The sequence below is a fragment of the Streptomyces sp. NPDC014861 genome (assembly GCF_043081625.1).
Taxonomy (GTDB): domain Bacteria; phylum Actinomycetota; class Actinomycetes; order Streptomycetales; family Streptomycetaceae; genus Streptomyces.
Genome location: NZ_JBIBWV010000003.1, coordinates 245,711 through 266,018, shown reverse-complemented (window position 1 = coordinate 266,018; position 20,308 = coordinate 245,711). Strand labels below are relative to the sequence as shown.

15 protein-coding genes are annotated in these 20,308 nt (G+C 72.4%); 6 read left to right on the top strand and 9 right to left on the bottom strand.

The annotated features are described in order from the left end of the window. Nucleotides 1-16: 16 nt before the first annotated feature. From ACF1BN_RS07880 to ACF1BN_RS07860, 5 genes are read left to right on the top strand one after another with little or no spacing between them, the layout of a single operon-like run. The gene (locus ACF1BN_RS07880; protein WP_392330708.1) at nucleotides 17-301 is read left to right on the top strand and encodes a PAAR domain-containing protein; all 285 of its coding nucleotides are present in this window, start codon (nucleotides 17-19) and stop codon (nucleotides 299-301) included. Nucleotides 302-309: 8 nt separating this feature from the next. Further along, nucleotides 310-768, top strand: coding sequence for a GPW/gp25 family protein (locus tag ACF1BN_RS07875; protein WP_392330707.1), 459 nt, complete (start codon nucleotides 310-312; stop codon nucleotides 766-768). After that, complete coding sequence (locus ACF1BN_RS07870) at nucleotides 765-2,735, top strand: putative baseplate assembly protein (protein WP_392330706.1); 1,971 nt, start codon at nucleotides 765-767, stop codon at nucleotides 2,733-2,735. The genes ACF1BN_RS07875 and ACF1BN_RS07870 overlap by 4 nt, the downstream gene beginning before the upstream one ends. Nucleotides 2,736-2,740: 5 nt before the next feature. Next, a complete protein-coding gene (locus ACF1BN_RS07865) occupies nucleotides 2,741-3,292 on the top strand; it encodes a phage tail protein (protein ID WP_392330705.1) in 552 nt (183 codons plus the stop codon). Continuing rightward, nucleotides 3,289-4,578 carry an NADase-type glycan-binding domain-containing protein gene (locus ACF1BN_RS07860; RefSeq protein ID WP_392330704.1) on the top strand — a complete coding sequence of 430 codons (1,290 nt, stop codon included), beginning with the start codon at nucleotides 3,289-3,291 and terminating at the stop codon, nucleotides 4,576-4,578. Before ACF1BN_RS07865 ends, ACF1BN_RS07860 begins: the two co-directional genes overlap by 4 nt. Before the next feature lie 9 nt (nucleotides 4,579-4,587). Here ACF1BN_RS07860 and ACF1BN_RS07855 read toward each other — a convergent pair whose 3' ends face one another. The 8 genes from ACF1BN_RS07855 to ACF1BN_RS07820 form a co-directional block, all read right to left on the bottom strand. Beyond that, nucleotides 4,588-4,758 (bottom strand): hypothetical protein, encoded by a 171-nt coding sequence (locus ACF1BN_RS07855; RefSeq protein WP_392330703.1) that lies wholly within the window; start codon nucleotides 4,756-4,758, stop codon nucleotides 4,588-4,590. After that, nucleotides 4,755-6,698 (bottom strand): helix-turn-helix domain-containing protein, encoded by a 1,944-nt coding sequence (locus ACF1BN_RS07850; protein WP_392330702.1) that lies wholly within the window; start codon nucleotides 6,696-6,698, stop codon nucleotides 4,755-4,757. Before ACF1BN_RS07850 ends, ACF1BN_RS07855 begins: the two co-directional genes overlap by 4 nt. Nucleotides 6,699-6,837: 139 nt before the next feature. Further along, nucleotides 6,838-8,214, bottom strand: coding sequence for an MFS transporter (locus tag ACF1BN_RS07845; RefSeq protein ID WP_392330701.1), 1,377 nt, complete (start codon nucleotides 8,212-8,214; stop codon nucleotides 6,838-6,840). 371 nt (nucleotides 8,215-8,585) lie between these two features. After that, a complete protein-coding gene (locus tag ACF1BN_RS07840; RefSeq protein WP_392330700.1) occupies nucleotides 8,586-11,078 on the bottom strand; it encodes a glycoside hydrolase family 3 protein in 2,493 nt (830 codons plus the stop codon). A 441-nt stretch (nucleotides 11,079-11,519) separates the two neighbouring features. Then, entirely contained in the window at nucleotides 11,520-14,108 is a 2,589-nt protein-coding gene (locus ACF1BN_RS07835) for a family 78 glycoside hydrolase catalytic domain (protein WP_392330699.1), read from the bottom strand. Between the two features lie 48 nt (nucleotides 14,109-14,156). Further along, nucleotides 14,157-15,059, bottom strand: coding sequence for a carbohydrate ABC transporter permease (locus ACF1BN_RS07830; RefSeq protein ID WP_392330698.1), 903 nt, complete (start codon nucleotides 15,057-15,059; stop codon nucleotides 14,157-14,159). A gap of 5 nt (nucleotides 15,060-15,064) precedes the next feature. Then, a complete protein-coding gene (locus ACF1BN_RS07825) occupies nucleotides 15,065-15,949 on the bottom strand; it encodes a carbohydrate ABC transporter permease (protein ID WP_392330697.1) in 885 nt (294 codons plus the stop codon). 91 nt (nucleotides 15,950-16,040) lie between these two features. Next, nucleotides 16,041-17,351 (bottom strand): ABC transporter substrate-binding protein, encoded by a 1,311-nt coding sequence (locus ACF1BN_RS07820; RefSeq protein WP_392330696.1) that lies wholly within the window; start codon nucleotides 17,349-17,351, stop codon nucleotides 16,041-16,043. Between the two features lie 248 nt (nucleotides 17,352-17,599). On the opposite strand from ACF1BN_RS07820, the gene ACF1BN_RS07815 reads away from it, so the two are divergent. After that, a complete protein-coding gene (locus ACF1BN_RS07815) occupies nucleotides 17,600-18,649 on the top strand; it encodes a LacI family DNA-binding transcriptional regulator (protein WP_392330695.1) in 1,050 nt (349 codons plus the stop codon). A 241-nt stretch (nucleotides 18,650-18,890) separates the two neighbouring features. Here the strand turns inward: ACF1BN_RS07815 and ACF1BN_RS07810 are convergent, their stop codons facing one another. After that, nucleotides 18,891-20,252 carry an MFS transporter gene (locus ACF1BN_RS07810; RefSeq protein WP_392330694.1) on the bottom strand — a complete coding sequence of 454 codons (1,362 nt, stop codon included), beginning with the start codon at nucleotides 20,250-20,252 and terminating at the stop codon, nucleotides 18,891-18,893. Between the last annotated feature and the right edge of the window lie 56 nt (nucleotides 20,253-20,308).

Genomic DNA, 20,308 nt, shown 5'->3' with positions numbered 1-20,308 from the left:
GGACACAGGGGGATCCATGGCACAGGCAGCCGCCGCCGCACGGGTCGGCGACCCGACCGTGCATCCGGGGGTGATCGGCCCACCGGGCGTGTCGTCGGTCCTCATCGGCGGGCAGCCCGCCGCGACGGTCGGCACCGCTCACCAGTGCTCCTCGCCCGCGGCCCACCCGCCGTCCCCGCTCGCGCCGCCCGGATCCGCGACGGTCCTGATCGGGGGCCGCCCGGCCGCCCGGGTCGGCGACCGGTCGGGGTGCGGCTCGGCGATCGTGTCGGGCTGTTCGTCGGTCCTGATCGGAGGCTGAGGAGAACCATGGGCCAGGAGTTCATCGGCGCGGGCTGGGCCTTCCCGCCGCGCACGGACGCCACCGGGTCGATCGCGCTCGTCCGGGGCGAGCGGGAGCTGGAGGAGTCGATCCGGCTCATCCTCGCGACCTCGCCCGGGGAGCGGCCGATGCGGCCCGAGTTCGGCTGTGCCGTCAACGACTACGTGTTCGCTCCGGCCGACGCGGGCACGGCGGGGCAGCTCGCGTACGAGGTGCGGCTCGCGCTGGAGCGGTGGGAGCCGCGGATCGAGGTGACGGAGGTCGCGGTCCGCTTCGACGAGGTCGACAACGGCGTTCTGTACATCGACATCGGCTACACCGTGCGCGGCGCCAACGACCCCCGGAACCTGGTGTTCCCGTTCTATGTGATCCCCCGTCACGACACCGCCCCGCCGCCCGGCCCGGGGACGTCCCGGCCCGGCGGTCCCGAGGAGGACCGCTCATGACCCTGCCCAGCCCCCATCTGGACGACCGGCACTTCCAGAGCCTGGTGGACGAGGCCAAGAGGCTGGTGCAGCGGCGCTGCCCGGAGTGGACGGACCACAACGTGTCCGACCCGGGCGTCACCCTCATCGAGGCGTTCGCGACCATGGTCGACCAGCTCGTCTACCGGGTGAACCGGGTGCCCGAGAAGAGCTACCGCGCCTTCCTGGACCTGATCGGCGTACGACTCCACCCGCCGACCGCCGCCGGCACCGACGTGACGTTCCGCCTGTCGGCGCCCCAGCCGGAGCCGGTGTTCGTGCGGGCCGGTACGGAGGTGGCGACGGTCCGCACCGAGACGGAGCCGGCCGTGGTCTTCGGCACCACCCGGGACCTGTCCATCGTGCCGTGCGCGTACGCGGCCCTCGCGACGCTGCCCGCCACGGCCGCGGGGGCGGGCGCGGGAGCGGATCCGGTGGACCGCACCGGGGACCTCGGCCTCGGCCGCGACGTCCCCTGCTTCTCCGCCGTGCCCGCCGTCGGCGACGCCCTCTACGTCGGCCTGTCGACGGCCGTCCCCGCCGGAGTGGTGGCACTGCGCCTGGACTGCGGCGTGCAGGGCGTGGGCGTCGACCCGCTGCGCCCGCCGCTCGTGTGGGAGGCGTGGGACGGGCGGCGGTGGGAGGCCTGCGAGATCGAGAAGGACGACACGGGTGGCTTCAACCGTTCCGGAGAGCTCATCCTGCACCTGCCGGCGACGCACACCGCGTTGAGCGTCGTGCGGCGGCCCGGCGGCTGGCTGCGCTGCCGGCTCGTGGCGGCGGCCGCCGACCAGCCGACGTACGTGGCGCCCCCGGTGGTCCGCGGGATCACGGCCTTCACCATCGGGGCGACCGTGGCCGCCGAGCACGCCGAGCGGATCACCGACGAGGTCCTGGGGACGGCCGAGGGGGTGGCCGGCCAGTCCTTCACGGTCGACCGGTCCCCCGTCGTACCGGGGGAGTTCACCCTGGAGGTGGCGTCGCCCGACGCCGGCGACGACTCCGAGCGGCCCTGGACCCGGGTCGACGACTTCGCCCACTCGGGCCCGCTCGACCGGCACTTCACCCTCGACGAGGGCACCGGACGCGTCGACTTCGGACCGGCCGTCCGCGAACGGGATGGCAGCTTGCGGAACTTCGGCGCCGTCCCGGCGAAGGGGGCGACCGTCCGAGTTCGCGCCTACCGCACCGGCGGCGGCCTCCGGGGGAACGTCGCCCGCTCCACGCTGCGGGTGCTGCGCGGCACCGTGCCGTTCGTGGCACGCGTCGAGAACCGTCGGCCGGCCCTCGGCGGCGTCGACGGCGAGACGGTGGACAGCGCCCGGATCCGCGGCCCGCTCACCCTCCGGACACTGCAACGGGCCGTCGTCCCGCGCGACTACGAACTCCTGGCCCGCGAGGTGGCCCCTGACGCGGCCCGCGTGCACTGCGTCCCCGAGGACGGCGAGGCGGGCGTCCGCCTGCTCGTCGTGCCGTCCGGACGCGGCGACGCCCACGGCCGGATCGCCTTCGACGAACTGATCCCGCCGCCCCGCACCCTCGAACGGATCGCGCAGCATCTGGACGCCCGCCGCCCCGTCGGGGCGAGGCTGGTCGTCGAGCCGCCGTTCTACCAGGGCGTCACCTTCGTCGCGACCGTGCAGGCGAGCCGGGGCGCCACCACCGAACGCGTCCGGGAGAAGGCCCTCGCGGCCCTCGACGCCTACTTCAACGCCCTCACCGGCGGCCCCACCGGCGACGGCTGGCCCTTCGGCCGCCCGGTCCAGACGGGCGAGGCGTACGCGGTGCTCCAGCGGGTCCCCGGCGTCGACCTGGTCGACACCGTGCGCCTCTACCGCGCCGACCCCGTCACCGGTCAGCGCACCGAGGTCCCCGACGGGCGGATCCCGCTCGACCGGCACGCCCTCGTCTTCTCGTACGAGCACCAACTGCGGGTCCGGGAGGTCTGACCGCCGTGCGCACCGACGTCCCCGGGCTGCCGAGCCCCCACCCGCTCATCGACCTCCTGCCCGCCGTCTACCTGGAGCACGACTTCCTCACCCGCTTCCTCGCCGCGCTCGACGAGGTCCTCGCACCGGTGCTGCTCAGCCTGGACAACCTGCCCGCGCACCTCGACCCGCGCACCGCGCCCGAGGACTTCCTCGACTGGCTGGCCGGCTGGGTGGCCGCGGAGCTCCACGAGGACATCCCCCCGGAACGCCGCCGCGCCGCCGTCCTCGGCGCCGTCGACCGGCACCGGGCGCGCGGCACGCTCCACGGCCTCGCGGAGGCGCTCCGCCTGGAGACGGGCGGCGCCCGCGTCGAACTGGCCGAGAGCGGCGGCACGGTCTGGTCCCCCACTCCCGGCACGCCCCTCCCCGGCACCGGCCGCCCCTGGGTCACGGTCCGCATCGCCCTCCCGGACCCGGCCCGTGCCCACCGGGCCCGTCTGGAGGAACTGATCGCCGCGGAACTCCCCGCCCACGTCGGCCTCACGCTGGAGCTCATGCCCGGGGGTACGAGATGACCTGCGCGACCTGCGGCCGGCGCAACGCACCCGGGACGCCGTTCTGCGACTCCTGCGGGGCGTTCCTGGACTGGGAGGACGAGAGGGGACCTGAGGCCCCCGCCACGGTTCCGGTCGCGGACTCCGGTGCGGCGCCGGTCGCGGACGCCGGTACGGCGCCGGTCGCGGCCCCCGCCACGGCGCCGGTCAGGGACTCCGGTACGGGCCCCGCGCAGGCGCCTCCGCCGGCGCTGCCCGCTCCGACTCCGGCGCCCGTCTCCCGCCCCGTACCGCGGACCGCTCCGGAGGCCGTACCGCCGCCGTCCGCCGCCCGGCCCGTACCGCAGACCGCTCCGGAGGTCGTTCCGCCGCCGCCCGCGTCCCGTCCTGTACCGCCACCGTCCGCCGCCCTGCCCGCCTCCGTACCGCATCCCCCGCCACCGCCCGCCGCTCCGGTCGAGGCGGTGGCGCCGGCCGGGCCGCGGCGGCCCGGTGTGGAGACCGACGAGCCGGCGCCGGGACCGCCGCCCGACACACCGCCGCCGGAGTCCGTCGAGGACTCGCCCGCGGAGCCGGTCGCCTCGACGGTCCGGTGCCCCGGCTGCGGTACGGGGAACGAGGCCGCCCGCACCCTGTGCGTACGGTGCGCGCTGCCGCTGGCTCCGGGGCCCGTTCCCGCGGCCACGCCGCCGTGGTGGCGCCGACTGCCGCGCCGCCGGGGGCGGCAGGCGCCGCTCGCGGGCACCCGTCCGCGCCGGTCCCGGCGCAGGCCCCGGATCGTCCTGCCGCTGGTGCTCGTCCTCCTGGCCGCGGGCCTCTGGTTCGGCCTGCCGCACGCGGGACGCCTCCTCGGCCTGGCGCGCGAGGAGACGAGCCCGCCCGAGTCGCTGCCGCCGTCGGCCGTCCGCGCCTCCCGGTCGCTGAAGGACCATCCGGCGACCGCGGCCTTCGACGGCTTCAGCAACCGCTACTGGGCGGCACCCGAGCCCGGTGCGACGCTGGAGGCCGACTTCCCGCTCCCGGGGGTCCGGGTGACGAAGCTGGTGGTCTTCGCGGGCACCTCGGCGAAGAAGGACGAGTTCCTGACGCAGGCCCGCCCGGCCCGCATCCTGGTGGAACTGGTGTCGGCGGACGGCGACACCAGGACCCGCCGCCTCACCCTCAAGGACCAGCCGGGCCAGCAGACCCTCACCCTGCGCGGCTCGAAGGTGACCCACGTCCGCATCACGCCCGAGACCGCCTACGGCACGGCCCGAGGCCGCCATCTGGCCCTGGCCGAGGTCGAGTTCTTCGGCCACCGGGGCTAGCTCGATCTCTCAGCCTCTCCGTTCGCGGCAGGCTGCGGCGTGACCCTCCTGGATCAGGACGGGGTTGGCGCTCTCGGCGCGGGCGGCGAGGTGCCGGACGACGAGGCCGGCGCCGTGGGTCGTGGGCCCTGCGTGGTCGGACTCCACCTGCTCCAGCCGGGCAGGTACGACCGCGATCACCGCGACGGGAACGTCCCGGTGCCGCCGCGGCTGAGGTGGTGGAGACGGAGCGCCAGGTGGATCTCCAGGGCGCTCGCCGGGGTGTTCCAGTCGGCGCCGAGGAGCTGGGCGACGCGGTCGAGGCGCTGCACGACGGTGTTGACGTGGACGTGGAGGGCGTCCTTGGCGCGGGAGAGGCTGGAGCCCTGGTCGTAGTAGGCGTGCAGGGTGCGGACGAGTTCGGTGCCGCGCTCGGTGTCGTATGCGAGGACGGGGCCGAGGACCCGTTCGACGTACGCGCCGATGTCGGCCCGGTCGCCGAGGAGGACGCCGATGAAGCCGAGGTCGGCGATGTCGGCGCCCTCGCCGGTACGGCCCAGGGCGTGGAGCGCGGTGAGGCAGCGCACGGCCTCCGCGTGGCGGGCCGCGTGCTGGTCGGGGCCTGTGCCGGGGCCTGCCGCGCCCACGGTGACGGGTGCTCCGACGGCCCGGGTGAGGTCGGCGGCGAGGCCGTGGGCGAGGAGTCCGGGCCGGTCGCAGGGGGCGAGCAGGACGGCGTGGCCGTGGCGGGTGCCGGCCAGCCCGCCGAGCCGGCGGGCGGTGCGGGCGTTCTCGGCGGCGAGCCGGGAGCGCAGGGCGGGTGCGCAGTCGAGGACGGCGACGGCGTGCGGCCGGGTCAGGTCGAGGCCGAGCCTGCGGGCCCGGAGGGCGAGGCTGCCGCCGTCCCAGTGCGCGGAGGAGGCGGGACCGGCGAGGAGGTCGTCGAGGAGCTCGCCGCGTACCCGGTCCTCGGTCTCGGCGACCGAGCGGCGGACGAGCAGGAGCATCGCCGTGACGAGCGCCGACCGTTCGAAGAGGCGGCGGTCGGCCTCCGGAAGGTCGCCGCGGCCGGTGAGGACGATGCTGCCCAGCGGTTCCGCGCCGGCGAGGACGGCACAGGTCCAGACGCCGTCGGCGCGGACCGCGCGACCTTCGGTGCGGGAGGCGGCCAGGCTGGCGGTGGAGGGGGTGACGGGTCCGGTGCCGACCCGGGCGAGTTCGCTGCCGTCCGTGTCGTGGACGGCCACTCCCCCGCCGAGCAGGGCCGCGATCTCGGCGGCGACCTCGTCGGTGCCGGCGCCGCGCAGCACCAGCTTCGAGAGCCGGTCGTGGGCGTCGGACGCCTGGTGCAGGGCCTCGCTGTGGGCGCGGGCGGTGGCGTTGGCGGCTTCGAGCCGGGCCAGCGCGGAACCGGTGGCCTCCAGTCGGCGTGCGCTGTCGATGGCGACGGCGGCGTGGTCGGCGAGGGAGGCGAGGAGGGCGATCGCGTCGGGGGTGAACTCGCGCGGGGTGCGGTCCGCCGCGAAGAGGACGCCGATCACCTCCTCGCCCAGGCGCAGCGGGACGCCGAGGATGCCGCGGAGCCCTTCCTCGGCCACGCCGTCGTCGATAGCGCCGGTGTGCCGGTAGCGGCGGTCGCCGTGGTAGTCGGTGCTGGCGTACGGGCGGGCGGTCTGCGCGACGAGGCCGCCCAGGCCCTCGCCCATGCCGAGCCGGAGCTGCTGGAAGGCGGCGGAGACGGAGCCCTCGGTGACGCGCATGAACGTGTCCCGCGCGGCCGGGTCGTTGAGGGTGAGGTAGGCGACGTCGGAGCCGAGGAGCGTCCGGGCCCGCCGGACGATGGCGCGCAGCACGGCGTCGAGGTCCCGCAGCCGGGCGAGGTCGCCGGCGGTGTCGAACAGCGCCACGAGTTCGGCCTCGCGGCGGCGGTACTGGTCGAGGACGCGTCGGACCGACAGGGCGACCTGGGTGGTCTCCTCGATCCACGCGAGCTCCGCGGGGCCGGCGCCGTCGGCCCGGGAGCGGGCTGGCTGGGCGGCGACCGTCTCGGCGGGGGCGTCGGCGGCGAGCAGGTCCAGCATGCGGCGGGCCGCCTCGGTGGACGGGGACGTCCGGGCGTCGGTGCGGCGGCCGGTGGTCATGGGGCTCCTCGCGGTGATGCCAGGGGGTGTGAGGGTGGAGGTATGGGGGTGCGGAGAAGGAAGTGGGGGGACGCACGGCCCGGTCCGCCGTCCTCCCTCCCGGGAGGGGGCGGCGGACCGGGCCCGTGGTGCCGCGGGGTCAGGCGCGGTCGCCCGCGGTGACGACGGGCTGCGCTGCCGCCGGCTGCTCGTCCCGGCCGCGGGCCAGGTCACGGCCGCGGGTCTCGCGGGTGACGGCGACGGTGATGGTGGTGACCACGGCCGCCACGCAGAGGTAGACGGCGATGGGGGTGGAGGAGTCGTACTCCTTCAGCAGTTCGACCGCGATGATCGGGGCGAGGGCTCCGGCGACGATCGAGGCGAGCTGGGAGCCCATCGAGGCGCCGGAGTAGCGGACCTTGGTGTCGAACATCTCGGAGATGAAGGCGGCCTGGGGGCCGTACATCGCCCCGTGCAGCAGCAGGCCGGCGGTGACGGCCAGGGTGATCACGACGAACGACTTCGAGTCGACGAGGCCGAAGAAGGCGAACGCCCACACCGCCATGCCGACGGAGCCGATCAGCGTGACCGGGCGGCGGCCGATGCGGTCGGAGAGCGCGCCCCACAGCGGGATGGTGACGAAGTGGATCGCGGAGCCGATGAGGACGGCGTTCAGCGCGGTGCTCTTGGGGAGTTCCAGGTGGAGGGTGACGTACACGAGGAGGAAGGAGGTGAGGATGTAGTACGAGATGTTCTCGCCGAAGCGGGTGCCGATGGCCGACAGCACCTCGCGCCAGCTGCGCCGGAAGACCTCGACGACCGGGGCCTCCTCCTTGACGCCCGAGGCGGCCGCGGCCTCGGCCTTCGCCTGGGCCTCCAGGAAGACCGGGGACTCGGAGACGGAGACGCGGATCCACAGGCCGATCACGACGAGCAGGCCGGACAGCAGGAACGGGATGCGCCAGCCCCACGCCTGGAAGTCGGACTCGGACTGGACGGCGGCCAGCAGCGCCAGGACGCCGGTCGCGAGCAGGTTGCCGCCGGGGGCGCCGGCCTGCGGCCAGGACGCCCAGAAGCCGCGGTGCTTGTCGCCGCCGTGCTCCGAGACGATGAGGACGGCGCCGCCCCACTCGCCGCCCAGCGCGAAGCCCTGGATCAGGCGCAGCACGGTCAGCAGGATCGGCGCGCCGATGCCGATCGTCTCGTACGTGGGCAGCAGGCCCATCGCGAAGGTGGCGCCGCCCATCATCAGGAGGCTGAGGACGAGGAGCTTCTTGCGGCCTATCTTGTCCCCGTAGTGCCCGAAGACGATGCCGCCGAGCGGACGGGCGGCGAACCCGATGGCGTACGTGATGAAGGCGATCAGGGTGCCGACGAGCGGGTCGGCGCTGGGGAAGAACAGCGTGTTGAAGACGAGCGCGGCGGCCGATCCGTAGAGGAAGAAGTCGTACCACTCGATGGTGGTGCCGATGAGGCTGGCGGCGACGATGCGCTTGATGGATCCGGGGGACGTGGCAGTGGGTCTTGCGGCGGCCATGTGCACCACTTCCGAGCAGGTGATGGGGACGTGTTCGTGTCGCCACACCGTAGAAACCCCCTGGTCACGCGTGTATGTGGCTGCACACCATAGTTCACCGCCCCGGCATGCGGGCCACCACCATGCCCTCCCCGCCAGGGCTGCGCACAGGCGCCGGCCCGCCCTCCGCGGGCCGGTGCCGCGTATGCGCATTGCGCCCTGCTTCGGGGGGTGATGCTTGTTCCCGTGCCGGGTCGGTGCCGGCCTGAAGTCGCTGAGCGCGCGGTCACGAAGGCCGGAGGCGCTGAGGCGTTACGGCCGGGCGTCGACAGCTGACGTCGGCAGGTGGCCGGCAGACGTCAGCTGTCGGGCCCGCCGGCCCTCCGCGTCGGTCAGTCGATGGCGACAGCCCGCTGTGCGGTCATCGTGCGGGAGTCGCGGGCGCTCGCGAAGGTGTGGAGGCCGGGGACGAGCTTCCAGGTGCCGGCGCTCCAGATGGTGAGGTCGTCGGCGGGGATGGTGAAGGTGAGGCGCTGGCTGGCACCGGGAGCGAGGGCGATCTTGCGGAAGGCGACGAGGCGGCGCGGTTCCGCCGCGGCCGCGGCCGGGAGGGTCGCGTAGACCTGGACGACGTCGGTGCCCTGGCGGGTGCCGCTGTTGGTGACGGTGAGGGAGACGGTGGCCGTCTTCGCGACGGTGTCGTACGAGGCTTCCAGGGAGCCGTGGGCGAAGGAGGTGTACGACAGGCCGTGCCCGAAGGGGAAGAGGGGCTGCTGTCCCTTGGCGTCGTAGTAGCGGTAGCCGATGGCGGTGCCCTCGTCGTAGGAGACGGTGGCGTTCTTGCCGGGGTAGGTCGCGGGGGTGGCGCCGGGGCCCTGCGCGGTGCCGGCGGGGAAGGTGACGGGGAGCCGGCCGGAGGGGTCACTGTCGCCGAAGAGGACGGCGGCGAGCGCGGTGCCCATGCCTCGGCCGCCGTACCAGGCCTGGATGACGCCTTCGACGTCGCCGAGCCAGGGCATCGCGACCGGGCCGTCGGTGTTCAGGACGACGATGGTGCGGGGGTTGGCGGCGGCGACGGCGGTGATGAGTCGGTTCTGGTCCGCGGGGAGGGTGAGCTGCTCGTGGTCCATCGCCTCGCCCGCCATGCGGTTGACGAAGACGATGGCGGCGTCGGCGGCGCGGGCGGTCTGGATCGCTGCCGGGATGAGGGAGACGGGCTGCCAGCCGAGGGTGAGTCCGCAGGTGCTCTGCCCCATGGCGTCCGGGTCGGCGTCGGCGTTGTCGTAGGTGAGCTCGACGGTCGCGGCCCGGCCGGCGGTGAGCTCGATGGTGCCCTGGAGGGGGTAGTCGTGGGTGCCGAGGAAGAAGCGGCGGGTGCCTCGGGAGCCGGAGACGACGGTGACACCGTTGATCTTGAGGGTGGCGGTGCCGGCGGGGAGGAGGGAGAAGCGGTGCAGGCCCGTGTGGGTCGGGGTCAGGGTGCCTGACCAGGTCGCGGACCAGACGGTGGGAAGGCTCTCGACCGGGGTGCTGGTGAAGTCGACGACGGCGTCGGTGCGAGCGGCGACCGGGGTGCCGGTGGGCTGGGCGGAGGCGTAGTAGCGGCCGGTGAGGCCGGCGGTTCCGCCGGGGGTGCGCAGAACAGTGGAGGGGACGGTGGTGAGCGGGATGTCGCCGGTGGTGCCCTGGGCGTGGGTGACGGTGATGGTGCTGCCGGCGCGGGCCTTGATGGCCTGGAGGGGGGTGGTCCAGGCGCCGGGGTCGACGTAGGTGGAGCCTGCGACGCCGGTGAGGGCGTCGGTGCCCGCGGGGCCTATGACGGCGACGGACCTCAGGGTGGCGGGCAGGGGAAGGGCCGCGGCGCGGTTGGTGAGCAGGACGGTGGAGCCGACGGCCGCCTCGTGGGCGAGGCTCTTGTGTTCGGCGGTGCTGACGTCCTGGGCCGGTGCAGGGAGGGGGTTGTCGACGAGGCCGTTGGCGAACATGGTGAGGAGGATGCGGCGGGCGGCGTCGTTCAGGCGCGCGGCCGGGATGGAGCCGTCGGTGAGCGCGCCGGGGGCCAGCTTGACTCCGGCGGGTCCGAGGCCGGCGAGGTCCATGCCCGCCTTGGCGGCGGCGACCTGGTCGGCGCCGGCCCAGAAGTCGGGGACGGTGTAGCCCTGCAGGCCGAGGCGGTTCTTGACATCGGCGAAGAGTGCGGGGCTCTCGGTGGCGAAGGTGCCGTTGATCTTCGGGTAGGCCATCATCACCGAGGTGGTGGGGGCCGCGGCGATCACCTGGCGGAAGGGCCTCTGGTAGGTCTCGTGCAGGGCCCGGTCGGACACCAGGGTGTCGGTGAAGAAGCGGTTCACCTCCTGCGTGTAGGCGGCGAAGTGCTTGACGGTGGCGGTGACCTGACGGCTCTGCATGCCGGTGGTGAGGGCGGCGCCGAGCCGGCCGGCGAGCAGCGGGTCCTCGCCGAGGCTCTCGGCCTGGCGGCCGAAGTGCCAGGTGCGGGTGAGGTCGATGGTGGGGCCGAGGAGGGTGTTGTAGCCCTTGGCGCGTCCTTCGGTGCCGATGGCGGTGCCGATGCGGCGGGCCAGGTCCTCGTCGAAGGCCGCGGCCTGCGCGAGGGGGACGGGGAAGGCGGTGACGTTCTGCTCGCCCCGCAGTCCGGCGGAGGCGTCGACCATGGCCAGCGCGGGGATGCCGAGGTGGGCCAGCGAGGCGAAGTCGCATCGGACGAGCGCCTCCTTCTCGGCGGCCGTCATCCGTGCGAGGAGGGCGTCGGCGCGGTCGAAGGCGCGGGGATCGGTGGCGGCGAAGGCCTGAATGGTGGCTCCAGGTGTCAGGGTGGCGACTGCCGCTGTGGCGATGGCGGCGGACAGGAAGGTACGTCGGTTCACGGCGACTCTCCGGACGGTGGGGGCGGAGGGGCTGGCGCCGCAGAATCGGCTGCTGTTCTCCAGCCCGTGGGTATTACGCCAGGCTGCTGAGCACCCTCCTGGAAAGCCTTCCCGAGTCCCGCGGGAGCCTCCAGGAATTTCAGGCGCTTCAATCAGCACTTCACGCAAGCCGAAAAATATGACCACGGGTATCCCCGGTCAACCCGTGAGGTTCCACTAATTCGGCACAGACACTCTGAGCTGCACAGACACCCCGCTCGTTCAAGGCAGTAAAAGTCTTCAGCGAGGTCCTGCCGAGACACTTCCACATCACCATGCACCTACCGAATAGCCCTCATCGATCGCATGGATGAAGCCACGCTCTTTCCGTGCCCATACACGCGTTCCCGGCATGGTGAGAAATCCATGCCGGGCGCGCTCGAATTCTTGAGATATCGCTCGCTATTTCGGAGTGGCGTCTGAGGGGTGGAGGATGTGTGTGCCCGGGGCGAGCGTGCGGGGTTCGCCGCCGGGCAGGTCGACGAGGGCCGTGCAGTTCGGGGGGACGGTGATCTCTGCCTTCATCCCGTCCGCGGTGGTCTCCCAGAACAGGGAGGCGGTGCCGTGGGGTGTCTCGTGGCGGGTGCGTGCCCAGGTGATCCCGCCTCCGGGGCGGGGCCGGAAGACGAGGGTCCGGGCACCGGGTGCGGTGACTTCGATGCCGCCGACGACCCGGTGGAGCCAGTCGGCGACGGCACCGAGGGCGTAGTGGTTGAAGGAGGTCATGCCTCCCGGGTTGAGGGTGCCGTCGGGGCGGAGGCTGTCCCAGCGTTCCCAGATCGTGGTGGCGCCCAGGGAGACGGTGTAGAGCCAGGACGGGCACTCGGTCTGGAGCAGGAGTCGGTAGGCGGTGTCGAGGTGGCCGGTGTCGGTCAGGGCGTCGCAGATGAGGGGGGTGCCGACGAAGCCGGTGGCGATGCGGGCGCCGTCCTGTTCGACGAGTTCGGCCAGGCGGTCGCCGGCGGTCTGGCGTCGGCTCGCGTCCAGGAGGTCGAAGGTGATCGCGAGGGCGTAGGCGGTGGGGCTGTCGCTGGTCAGGCGGCCGTCGGGGTGGAGGTAGCGGCGACGGAAGGCCGTGGTGACCTCATCGGCCAGTGCGGTGTAGCGGGCGGTGTCGGCGGTGTCGCCCAGTTCGCGGGCGGCTCGGGAGAGGTGGCGGGCGGAGTGGGCGAAGTAGGCGGTGGCGACGAGGTACCGGTCGGTGCGGCCGGCGGCGGGATCGTCGGGCGGGGCGGCGGGGTCGAGCCAGTCGCCGAGCTGGAAGCCGGTGTCCCAGAGCCGGTCGGGGCCTGCGAGTCTTTCGACGAGGTCGACCCATCGCTTGCCCATGGGGTAGTGGCGGCGCAGGAGTTCGAGGTCTCCGAAGCGCTGGTACAGGGTCCAGGGGGTGAGGGTGGCGACGTCGCCCCAGGCGGCTCCGGGCTGGATGGGGGTCCACATCGGTTCGCCGGGGATGACGGGGACGTACCAGGGGACGGTGCCGTCGGGGAGCTGTTCGAGTGCGACGTCGGTGAGCCAGGAGTCGAGCATGCCGGCGCAGTCGTAGAGGAAGCTCGCGGTGGGGGCGAAGACCTGGATGTCGCCGGTCCAGCCGAGGCGTTCGTCGCGCTGGGGGCAGTCGGTGGGGATGTCGACGAAGTTGCCGCGCATGCTCCACAGGACGTTCTCGTGGAGGCGGTTGACCATCGGGTCGCTGCACTCGAACCAGCCGGTGCGGCGCATGTCCGTGTGGTGGACGCGGGCGGTGACGGCCTGCGGGGCGAGCTCGCCGGGCCATCCTGAGATCTCGGCGTACCGGAAGCCGTGCAGGGTGAAGCGGGGCTCCCAGGTGTAGGGGCCGGTGCCGGGCAGGATCAGGGTGTCGGTGGAGTAGGCCTCGCGCAGGGGGCGGGTGGCGAGTTCCCCGTCCTGGAGCACCTCGGCGTGCCGGAGGGTGAGGGTGGTGCCGGCGGGGCCGTCGGCGGTGACACGCAGGCGGCCGACGAGGTTCTGCCCGAAGTCGAGCAGGTGGCGGCCGTCGGCGGTGCGGGTGATCGAGACCGGTGCGATCTCCTCGGTGCAGCGGACCGGGGGCCCGTCGGGTGCGACGAGGGTCCCCGGGTCCCTGCCACCGGTGCGTACGGGGGTCCAGCCGTCCGGTGAGGCGGTCGGGGTGGCCCAGTCGGCGTCGTCGAGGCGGGCGTCGAAGGTCTCGCCCTCGTACAGGCCGCTGGTCAGGAGGGGTCCGGGAGCCGCGTGCCAGGTGTGATCGGTGGCGACGACGGTGGTGGTGCCGTCGGTGTAGGTGATCTCCAGCTGGGCGATGAGGGACTGGTCGGTGCCGTAGATGTTGCGGGTGCCGCCGTCGAAGCCGTACTTGCCCCGGTACCAGCCGTCTCCGAGCCAGGCGCCGACGGTGTTGGCACCGGGGGTGAGGAGGGCGGTGACGTCGTGGGTGCGGTAGCGGAGCCGGTGGGGGTAGACGGTCCAGCCGGGGGCGAGGGCCTCGTCGCCGACGCGGACGCCGTTGACTTCGGCCTCGTACAGGCCGTGGGCGGTGATGTAAAGGCGGGCGCGCCGGATCGGCTTGGCGTCGGCGCGGAAGTGCTTGCGTACGCGGGCCGGGCGGCGTTCCGCCGTGGGGTCCTCCTCCCAGGCGGCGCCGACGGGGACGGCGGACCAGTCGGTGGCGGCGAGCAGACCGGCCTCGACGGAGCTGGGCTCGCTCCACGCGGACGGCTCGCCGTCGCCCGCCGACCAGGTGCGGACGCGGACGACGGCGCGCTCGCGGGAGGCGAGCGGCTCGGCGGGCCAGGCGACGAGGACGTGGTCGGAACCGGTGACACGGCCGGTGCGGCGGGTGTGGCCGTGGCGTTCGACTTCGACTTCGTAGGCGTGCTGGTCGCCGGTTTCGGCGGCGGGCGTCCAGGAGAGCCGGGGGGCGGCGGTGCCGATGCCGAGACCGTCCGTGAGGTGCTCGAAGCGCACCGGGGAGGGCGGATGGGGGTGCAAGGGAAAGGGCCTTTCGTGTGCTCGGGAGGTGGGCCGGTGGGCGGGTGCTCAGCCCTTGACCGCTCCCGAGGTGAGCCCCTTCATGACCTTCTGGTTGAGGAAGAGGTAGATCACGAGGGTGCCGAAGACGTTGATGCAGATGGCCGCGAACAGGGGGCCGTACTGGGTGGCGCCGAAGTCGCCGGTGAAGTTCAGCAGGCCGACCTGGACGGTGCGCAGGTCCTGGCTGTTGGTGAAGGTGAGGGCGATCAGCAGGTCGTTCCAGATGAAGAAGAACTGCACCAGGCCGACGGTCAGGAGGGCGTTGCGGACCACGGGGAGGCTGATGGTCCAGAAGGCACGCAGGATGCCGGCGCCGTCGAGGGTGGCGGCCTCGAAGAGTTCGCGCGGGACGGTCTTGTAGTAGGTGGCCATCATGAAGACGGTCAGGGGCAGGCCGGTGCCGGTGTAGGTGAGGATCAGCGGCCACAGGGTTCCGGAGAGGCCGGTCTGGAAGTAGATGGTGAACAGGGGCAGCAGGATCATCTGTGGGGGGATCATCATGCCGGCGAGGAAGACGAGGAGGGTGAGGCTGCGGCCCTTCCAGACCATGATCTGCAGGGCGAAGCCGGCCGCGGTGCCGAGCAGGAGGATGAGGGCGAGTGCGGGGACGACGGCCAGAAGGCTGTTCTTGACGTAGAGGCCGATGTTGCCGGTGGTCCAGGCTTCGGCGTAGTTGCCCCATTCCCAGGTGGTGGGCAGGCTCCAGGTGGAGTTGTCGAGGTAGTCGCTGTTGGACTTGACCGAGGTCAGGAACATCCAGATCAGCGGGTAGACCTCGACGACGAGGAGGAGGGCGACGGCGAGCCGGACCCACAGCCGGCCGCCGGCCTTGCGGGCGGCGCGGAGCGGCGGCTGCTTCGGGCGCTTGTGGCCGGTGCCGGTGGTCCTGTGGAGGGTGTCGATGGCCATGGCGTTCAGCTCTCCGTGTTGTCGCGCCGCGAGACGCGGTAGACCGCCAGGCTCACCAGGAGGCAGACGACGGTGAGGAGCAGTGCGATGGTGCTGCCGTAGCCGTACTCGCTGTAGGTGAACGACGACTGGAACATGTACAGGGTCAGGGGGGTGGTGCCGGTGCCGGGACCGCCGTTGGTGAGGGCGACGACGGAGTCGAAGACCTTCAGGGTGCCGTTGACGCTGAAGATCAGGGACGACATGAGGACGGGCAGCGAGAGCGGCAGGACGATGTGGCGGATCAGACGGAGGCCGGAGGCGCCGTCGAGGCGGGCGGATTCGAGGACCTCGTCGGGGATGTCGACGAGCCCGGCGAACAGCAGGACGGCGTAGAAGCCCATCGACCGCCAGATGTCCATGATGATCAGGACCCAGAAGGCGCTGCCCGCGTTGCCGAAGAAGTCGATGGACTCCAGGCCGAAGGCGTTGAGCAGGGAGTTGACGGGGCCCGGCTGGGGGGCGACCTGGAAGAGTTTCTGGAAGAGCAGGCCGACGGCGACGGTGGGCAGGATGACGGGGAAGAAGGCCAGGGTGCGGATGAGCGCGGAGGCCTTCTTGAGGAAGAAGACGTAGAGCAGGGCCAGGAGGTAGCCGGCTATGACCTGGCCGGCGGTGACGATGACCGCGTACTTGAGGGTGAACCAGAGGGCGTCGTGGACGGCCGGGTCGTCGAGGAGCCGGGTGAAGTTGTCCAGGCCGCTGCCGGTGAAGCCCTCGATGGAGTTGCCCTCGGTGAAGGAGTACCCGAGCGACCACACCATCGGGACGAGCATGATCAAGGTGTAGAGGAGGAGTGCGGGACCGAGCAGGATCATGATCGCCCTGCGGTCACCGAGTACGCGGTGCATGAGTGGTGTCCACTTCGTTTCTGTGAAGGGCCGGCCAGACGATGACGGGCGGCGCGCCTTGGGCCGGCGGGCCGCCCGCCTCAAAGGGATGTCACTGGCTGCCGAGCGCGTCCTGGACGGTCTCCATGAACTTCTGGGGGCTGATGCTGCCGTTGACGAGGCCGGGGGCGCTGGTGTTGCTGATCGTGGTGGCCTTGGTGCTGAACAGCGCCTCGAACCACAGGACGTTCTGCTTCGAGCCGCTGATCGTCCTGCGGACGGTGCCGGCGACCTCGCTGGTGTCCTTGACCGGGGTGTTCACCTTGAAGCCGGTGATGGTGCCGTGGTTCTTGAGGGCGGTGCTGCCGAAGTTCTTGGCGATGCAGCCGACCCAGGCGCCGGTCTTGTCGTCGAAGCTCTTGGAGCCGAGGGTGACGGCCAGGCCGATGTTGGAGGGGTACTGGTCGATGGAACCCTTGCCGCCCTTGACTGCGGGGAAGGGCATGAAGCCGACGTTCTCGGCGCCGACCTTGTTCTGCTTGGGGTCGGCGATGTTCGCCAGGGCCCAGCTGCCCATGTAGAACATCCCGGACTTGCCGGTGAGGAACTGGTTCATCGCGGTGTCGTAGTCGATGGAGCCGACGCCCTTGCCGAAGTAGCCCTTCTTGCCGAGGGCGGCGACTTCCTGAGCTGCCTTGACGTACTCGGGGTCGGTCAGCTCGGCGGTGCCGGCGTCGACCTTGTCGAGGGCGTCCGGCCCGAGGCTGCGGTACAGGTAGCCGCTGATGAGGCGGGTGAGGGGCCAGCCCTGGGCGCCGGAGGCGGAGAACGGCTGGATGCCCTTGGCGTTCAGCTTGTCCGCGGCGGTCAGGAGCGCGTCCCACGTCCCGGGGACGGCGATGCCGTTCTCCTGGAAGAGCTTCTTGTTGTAGAAGATCCCCTCGATGTTGTACTCGTACGGCAGTGCCATCAGCTTGCCGCCGTACAGCGCCTTGATCGTGGAGACGGCGGCCGGCTCCAGCTGGTCGAGCACTCCGAGACGCTTCAGCTCCAGCTCGATGTCCGCGACCTTGTTGCCCTTGGCCAGCTGCTTGGTCAGCGCGGGGGCGTTGCCCGCGGCGAACATCGGAGGCAGCGCGTCCTGGCCGGCGAGGAGCTGGAGCTTCTGGTCGAGCTGCGCCTGGGGGATGGTCTCGACCTTGAGGGGGAGCGCCTCGTTCTCGGCCTTGCAGGTGCTCGTGGAGAGCGTGGTGAGCGCCGTGCGGGTGGTCGTGTTCTCGGTGACGCTGAGGTACTTGAAGTCCTTGGGCGCCGCGGAGCTGCCGCCGCCGCTGCCGCCGCAGGCGGTGGCGAGGAGGGTCAGGGACATGACGCCGGCCGAGGCGAGGGCGAGGCGGCGGGCGCGGATCGTGCGGTGGGGCACTGGAGACTCCCAGGATCGTGAGAGAAGAAGGGGCGCTCAGCGGGCGCAAGGGGCGGCGGGGAAACCGGCCGCGCAGAGACGGAGCGTGTAGAACGTTCTCCATCTGAACTGGCAACACCATGACGCCATCCCTCTGGCGCCGTCAAGACACAGACGCGTAACATCGCCTTTGCCTGGCCGAATGAGGGGATCCCCTCAGGACCAAGCGTGTAGAACGTTGCACTACGTGTAAGGAGGCGGGGTCCTTCATGACTCCGGACAGCTCGTCCAGGAACACCAAGCGGGTGACGATCACCGATGTCGCGCGCCATGCCGGCGTGTCCACCGCCGCCGTGTCGAAGGTCATGCGCAACGCCTACGGCGCGAGCCCGGCCATGCAGGAGCGGGTCCGCACGGCGATGGCGGAGCTGGGGTACCGGCCCCATGCCGCCGCGCGGGGGATGCGCGGCAGGACGTACACGATCGGCGTTCTGCTCGACAACGTCCGCAACGCCTTCTTCGCCGACATCCTGGACGGCATCCACGAGGAGCTGCAGGACAGCGAGTACACCGTGCTGATCGGTGCGGCCGGATTCGGCGCCGACGAACAGGCGCGCACGATCCGCTCGCTGGTGGACCGTCAGATGGACGGCCTGGTCCTGATCGCCCCCGGAACCCCGCGTGCCGAGGTTCTGGCGACGGCACAGGTGACACCCACGGTGGTCATCGGTCACCACGATGCCTCCGACGTCCACGACTCCGTCGTCGACGCGGATGATGTCGGCGCGGGGCTGGTGGTCGACCACCTCGTCGCGCTCGGCCATCGGGACATCGCCCTGGTCGCGGCGGCGGGCAGCAAGACCGGTCGCTGGCAGCGGACTCCGGAGATCGCGCTGGCGGACGGATACCTGCGGGCGATGGACCGTCATGGTCTCGCCGGGCACGCACGGGTTCACCACGCCGCGTACTCCGACGACGGCGGCCATGCGGCCGGCGTCGCCCTGCTGTCCGGGCCCGACCGGCCCACGGCGATCCTGACCGGCGCCGACGTCGCGGCGCTCGGCGTCTACCGCGCCGCCGACGAACTGGGCCTGTCGATCCCGGCGGACGTCTCCCTCGTCGGCTACAACAACACCGCGATCGCCTCGCTCGCGCCTGTCCAGCTCACCAGCGTCGATCAGGCCGGACACACCATGGGAGCGACGGCCGCGAGGATGCTGATCGAGCGGGTCGAAGGAAGGCGGGACCGGGCCATGCGGACCACGATGACTCCCCGGCTGGTGGTGCGACGCAGCACCGGGGCCCCGCGCATGCGCTAGGTACGGACCTGCCCCGAACGGGCCCGGCCGCCGCGACGGGCCGACGCCGGGTCTCCGCCGGCGCCGGTGCGGCGGCTGCCGGTACGGGAGCCCGCAGACGGAGCGGGCATGCTTCCGGGCCGTCTGCTCACGGAGCAGACGGCCCGGACGGGCTATCAGGTTCACGCTCACGAAGTGCCGGCGCCCGGTATCGCGGTACGGCCCTCTGGACTGGGCGCGCCTGCGTCGCAGGACAGCGTCATCACCGGTCGCCGACCGGTACGACCGAGTGTGCTGGGCGTCGGGCCAGGGGCAGCAGGGCTGCGCCGAGCAGGGCGGTCACCGCACCGAGGACGCCGACGGCGGCCGCGAGGCTGCCGACCGCCTCCTTGCCGGCCAGCAGAGCCAGGGGACAGAGGAATTCGCCGAGGAAGAAGGCCGCGGTCCACAACCCCATGCCGCGGCCGCGGTCGGCGAAGTCCAGCCGGGCCATCGCTCGGGTCACGAGCGAGGGGAGCAGCATGCCGGTGCCGACGCAGTTGAGGACGGCGCCGGCGATCAGCAGGGGCAGGTCGTCGGCGAGTCCCATCAGGAGGAAGCCGAGTGCGCACAGGGCGAGGAGCGCCGGCATGGGCCGCCGGTGCGGGGCGAGGCGGGTGAAGAGGACCGAGCCGAGGACGGTGGCGGCGCTGGCGACGGCGGTGACGGCGCCGATGGTGCCGGTGGAGTCCGTGCCCAGGTCGTCGAGGAGGTAGGCCATCTCGACGGGGACGGTGTAGAAGACGACGGCTCCGAAGACGGTGAGGAGACAGATGCCCGCCATGCGGCGTACGGGGAAGGAGCGGGGGGCGGCCTGCGGCTGCGGCTTGCCGTCGTGGGCGGGCGGAGCGGGGTCGGGCAGGACGCGGGCCATGACGGGGGCGATGAGCAGACCCACGGCGTAGAGCCAGAAGGGGGCGCGCCAGTTCGCGGCTCCGAGGGCTCCGCCGAGGAGGAAGAAGAGGGTGGCGGAGGCGGAGGCGCACATGGTCTGCAGGGCGAGGTAGCGGTCGCGGAGTTGGCCGCTGTAGTAGTCGCCGATGAGGGTGGTGCAGGCGGTCATGATGGCGGCTTCGGTGACGCCGACGAGGATGCGGCTGATCAGGATGGCGTGCAGGGAGTCGAGCCAGAGCGGCGCCGTGCCGAAGACCGCGTAGAGCGCGGTGGCGGCGATGAGGAGACGCTTGCGGCCGAGCCTGTCGACGATCATGCCGGCGAACGGGGCGAGGAGGGCGAGGGCCAGCGCGGGGATCGTCAGGACGACGGGGACGAGGGCCGCGCTGCCGGGCACGTCGTCGAAGTGGTCCTGCATGCGGGGCAGGACGGGGGCGAGGAGGACGGCGCCGAGGACGGGCAGGCAGCTGCCGGTCATGAGGACGGCGGCGGGGAGGCGCCCGGCGGGGGCGCCGAGGCGGTCGGGGGACGGCGGTGCGAGCGGTGCGGGCACGACGGCACTCCAGAGCGCGAGGGAGGCGGGGGCGCCCGGTCGGTGACGGCAGGGGTCGGCGCAGAGGTGCCGGGACCGGGGGCGGAGGTGCCCTCGACTATGCGTGCCGGTGGGCGTGGTGCCCACCCCCCTGGTCATCCATGTTCACGATGGGTCGGATCCACCGGGTGGATGGGGGTTGACCAGGGTTTTCG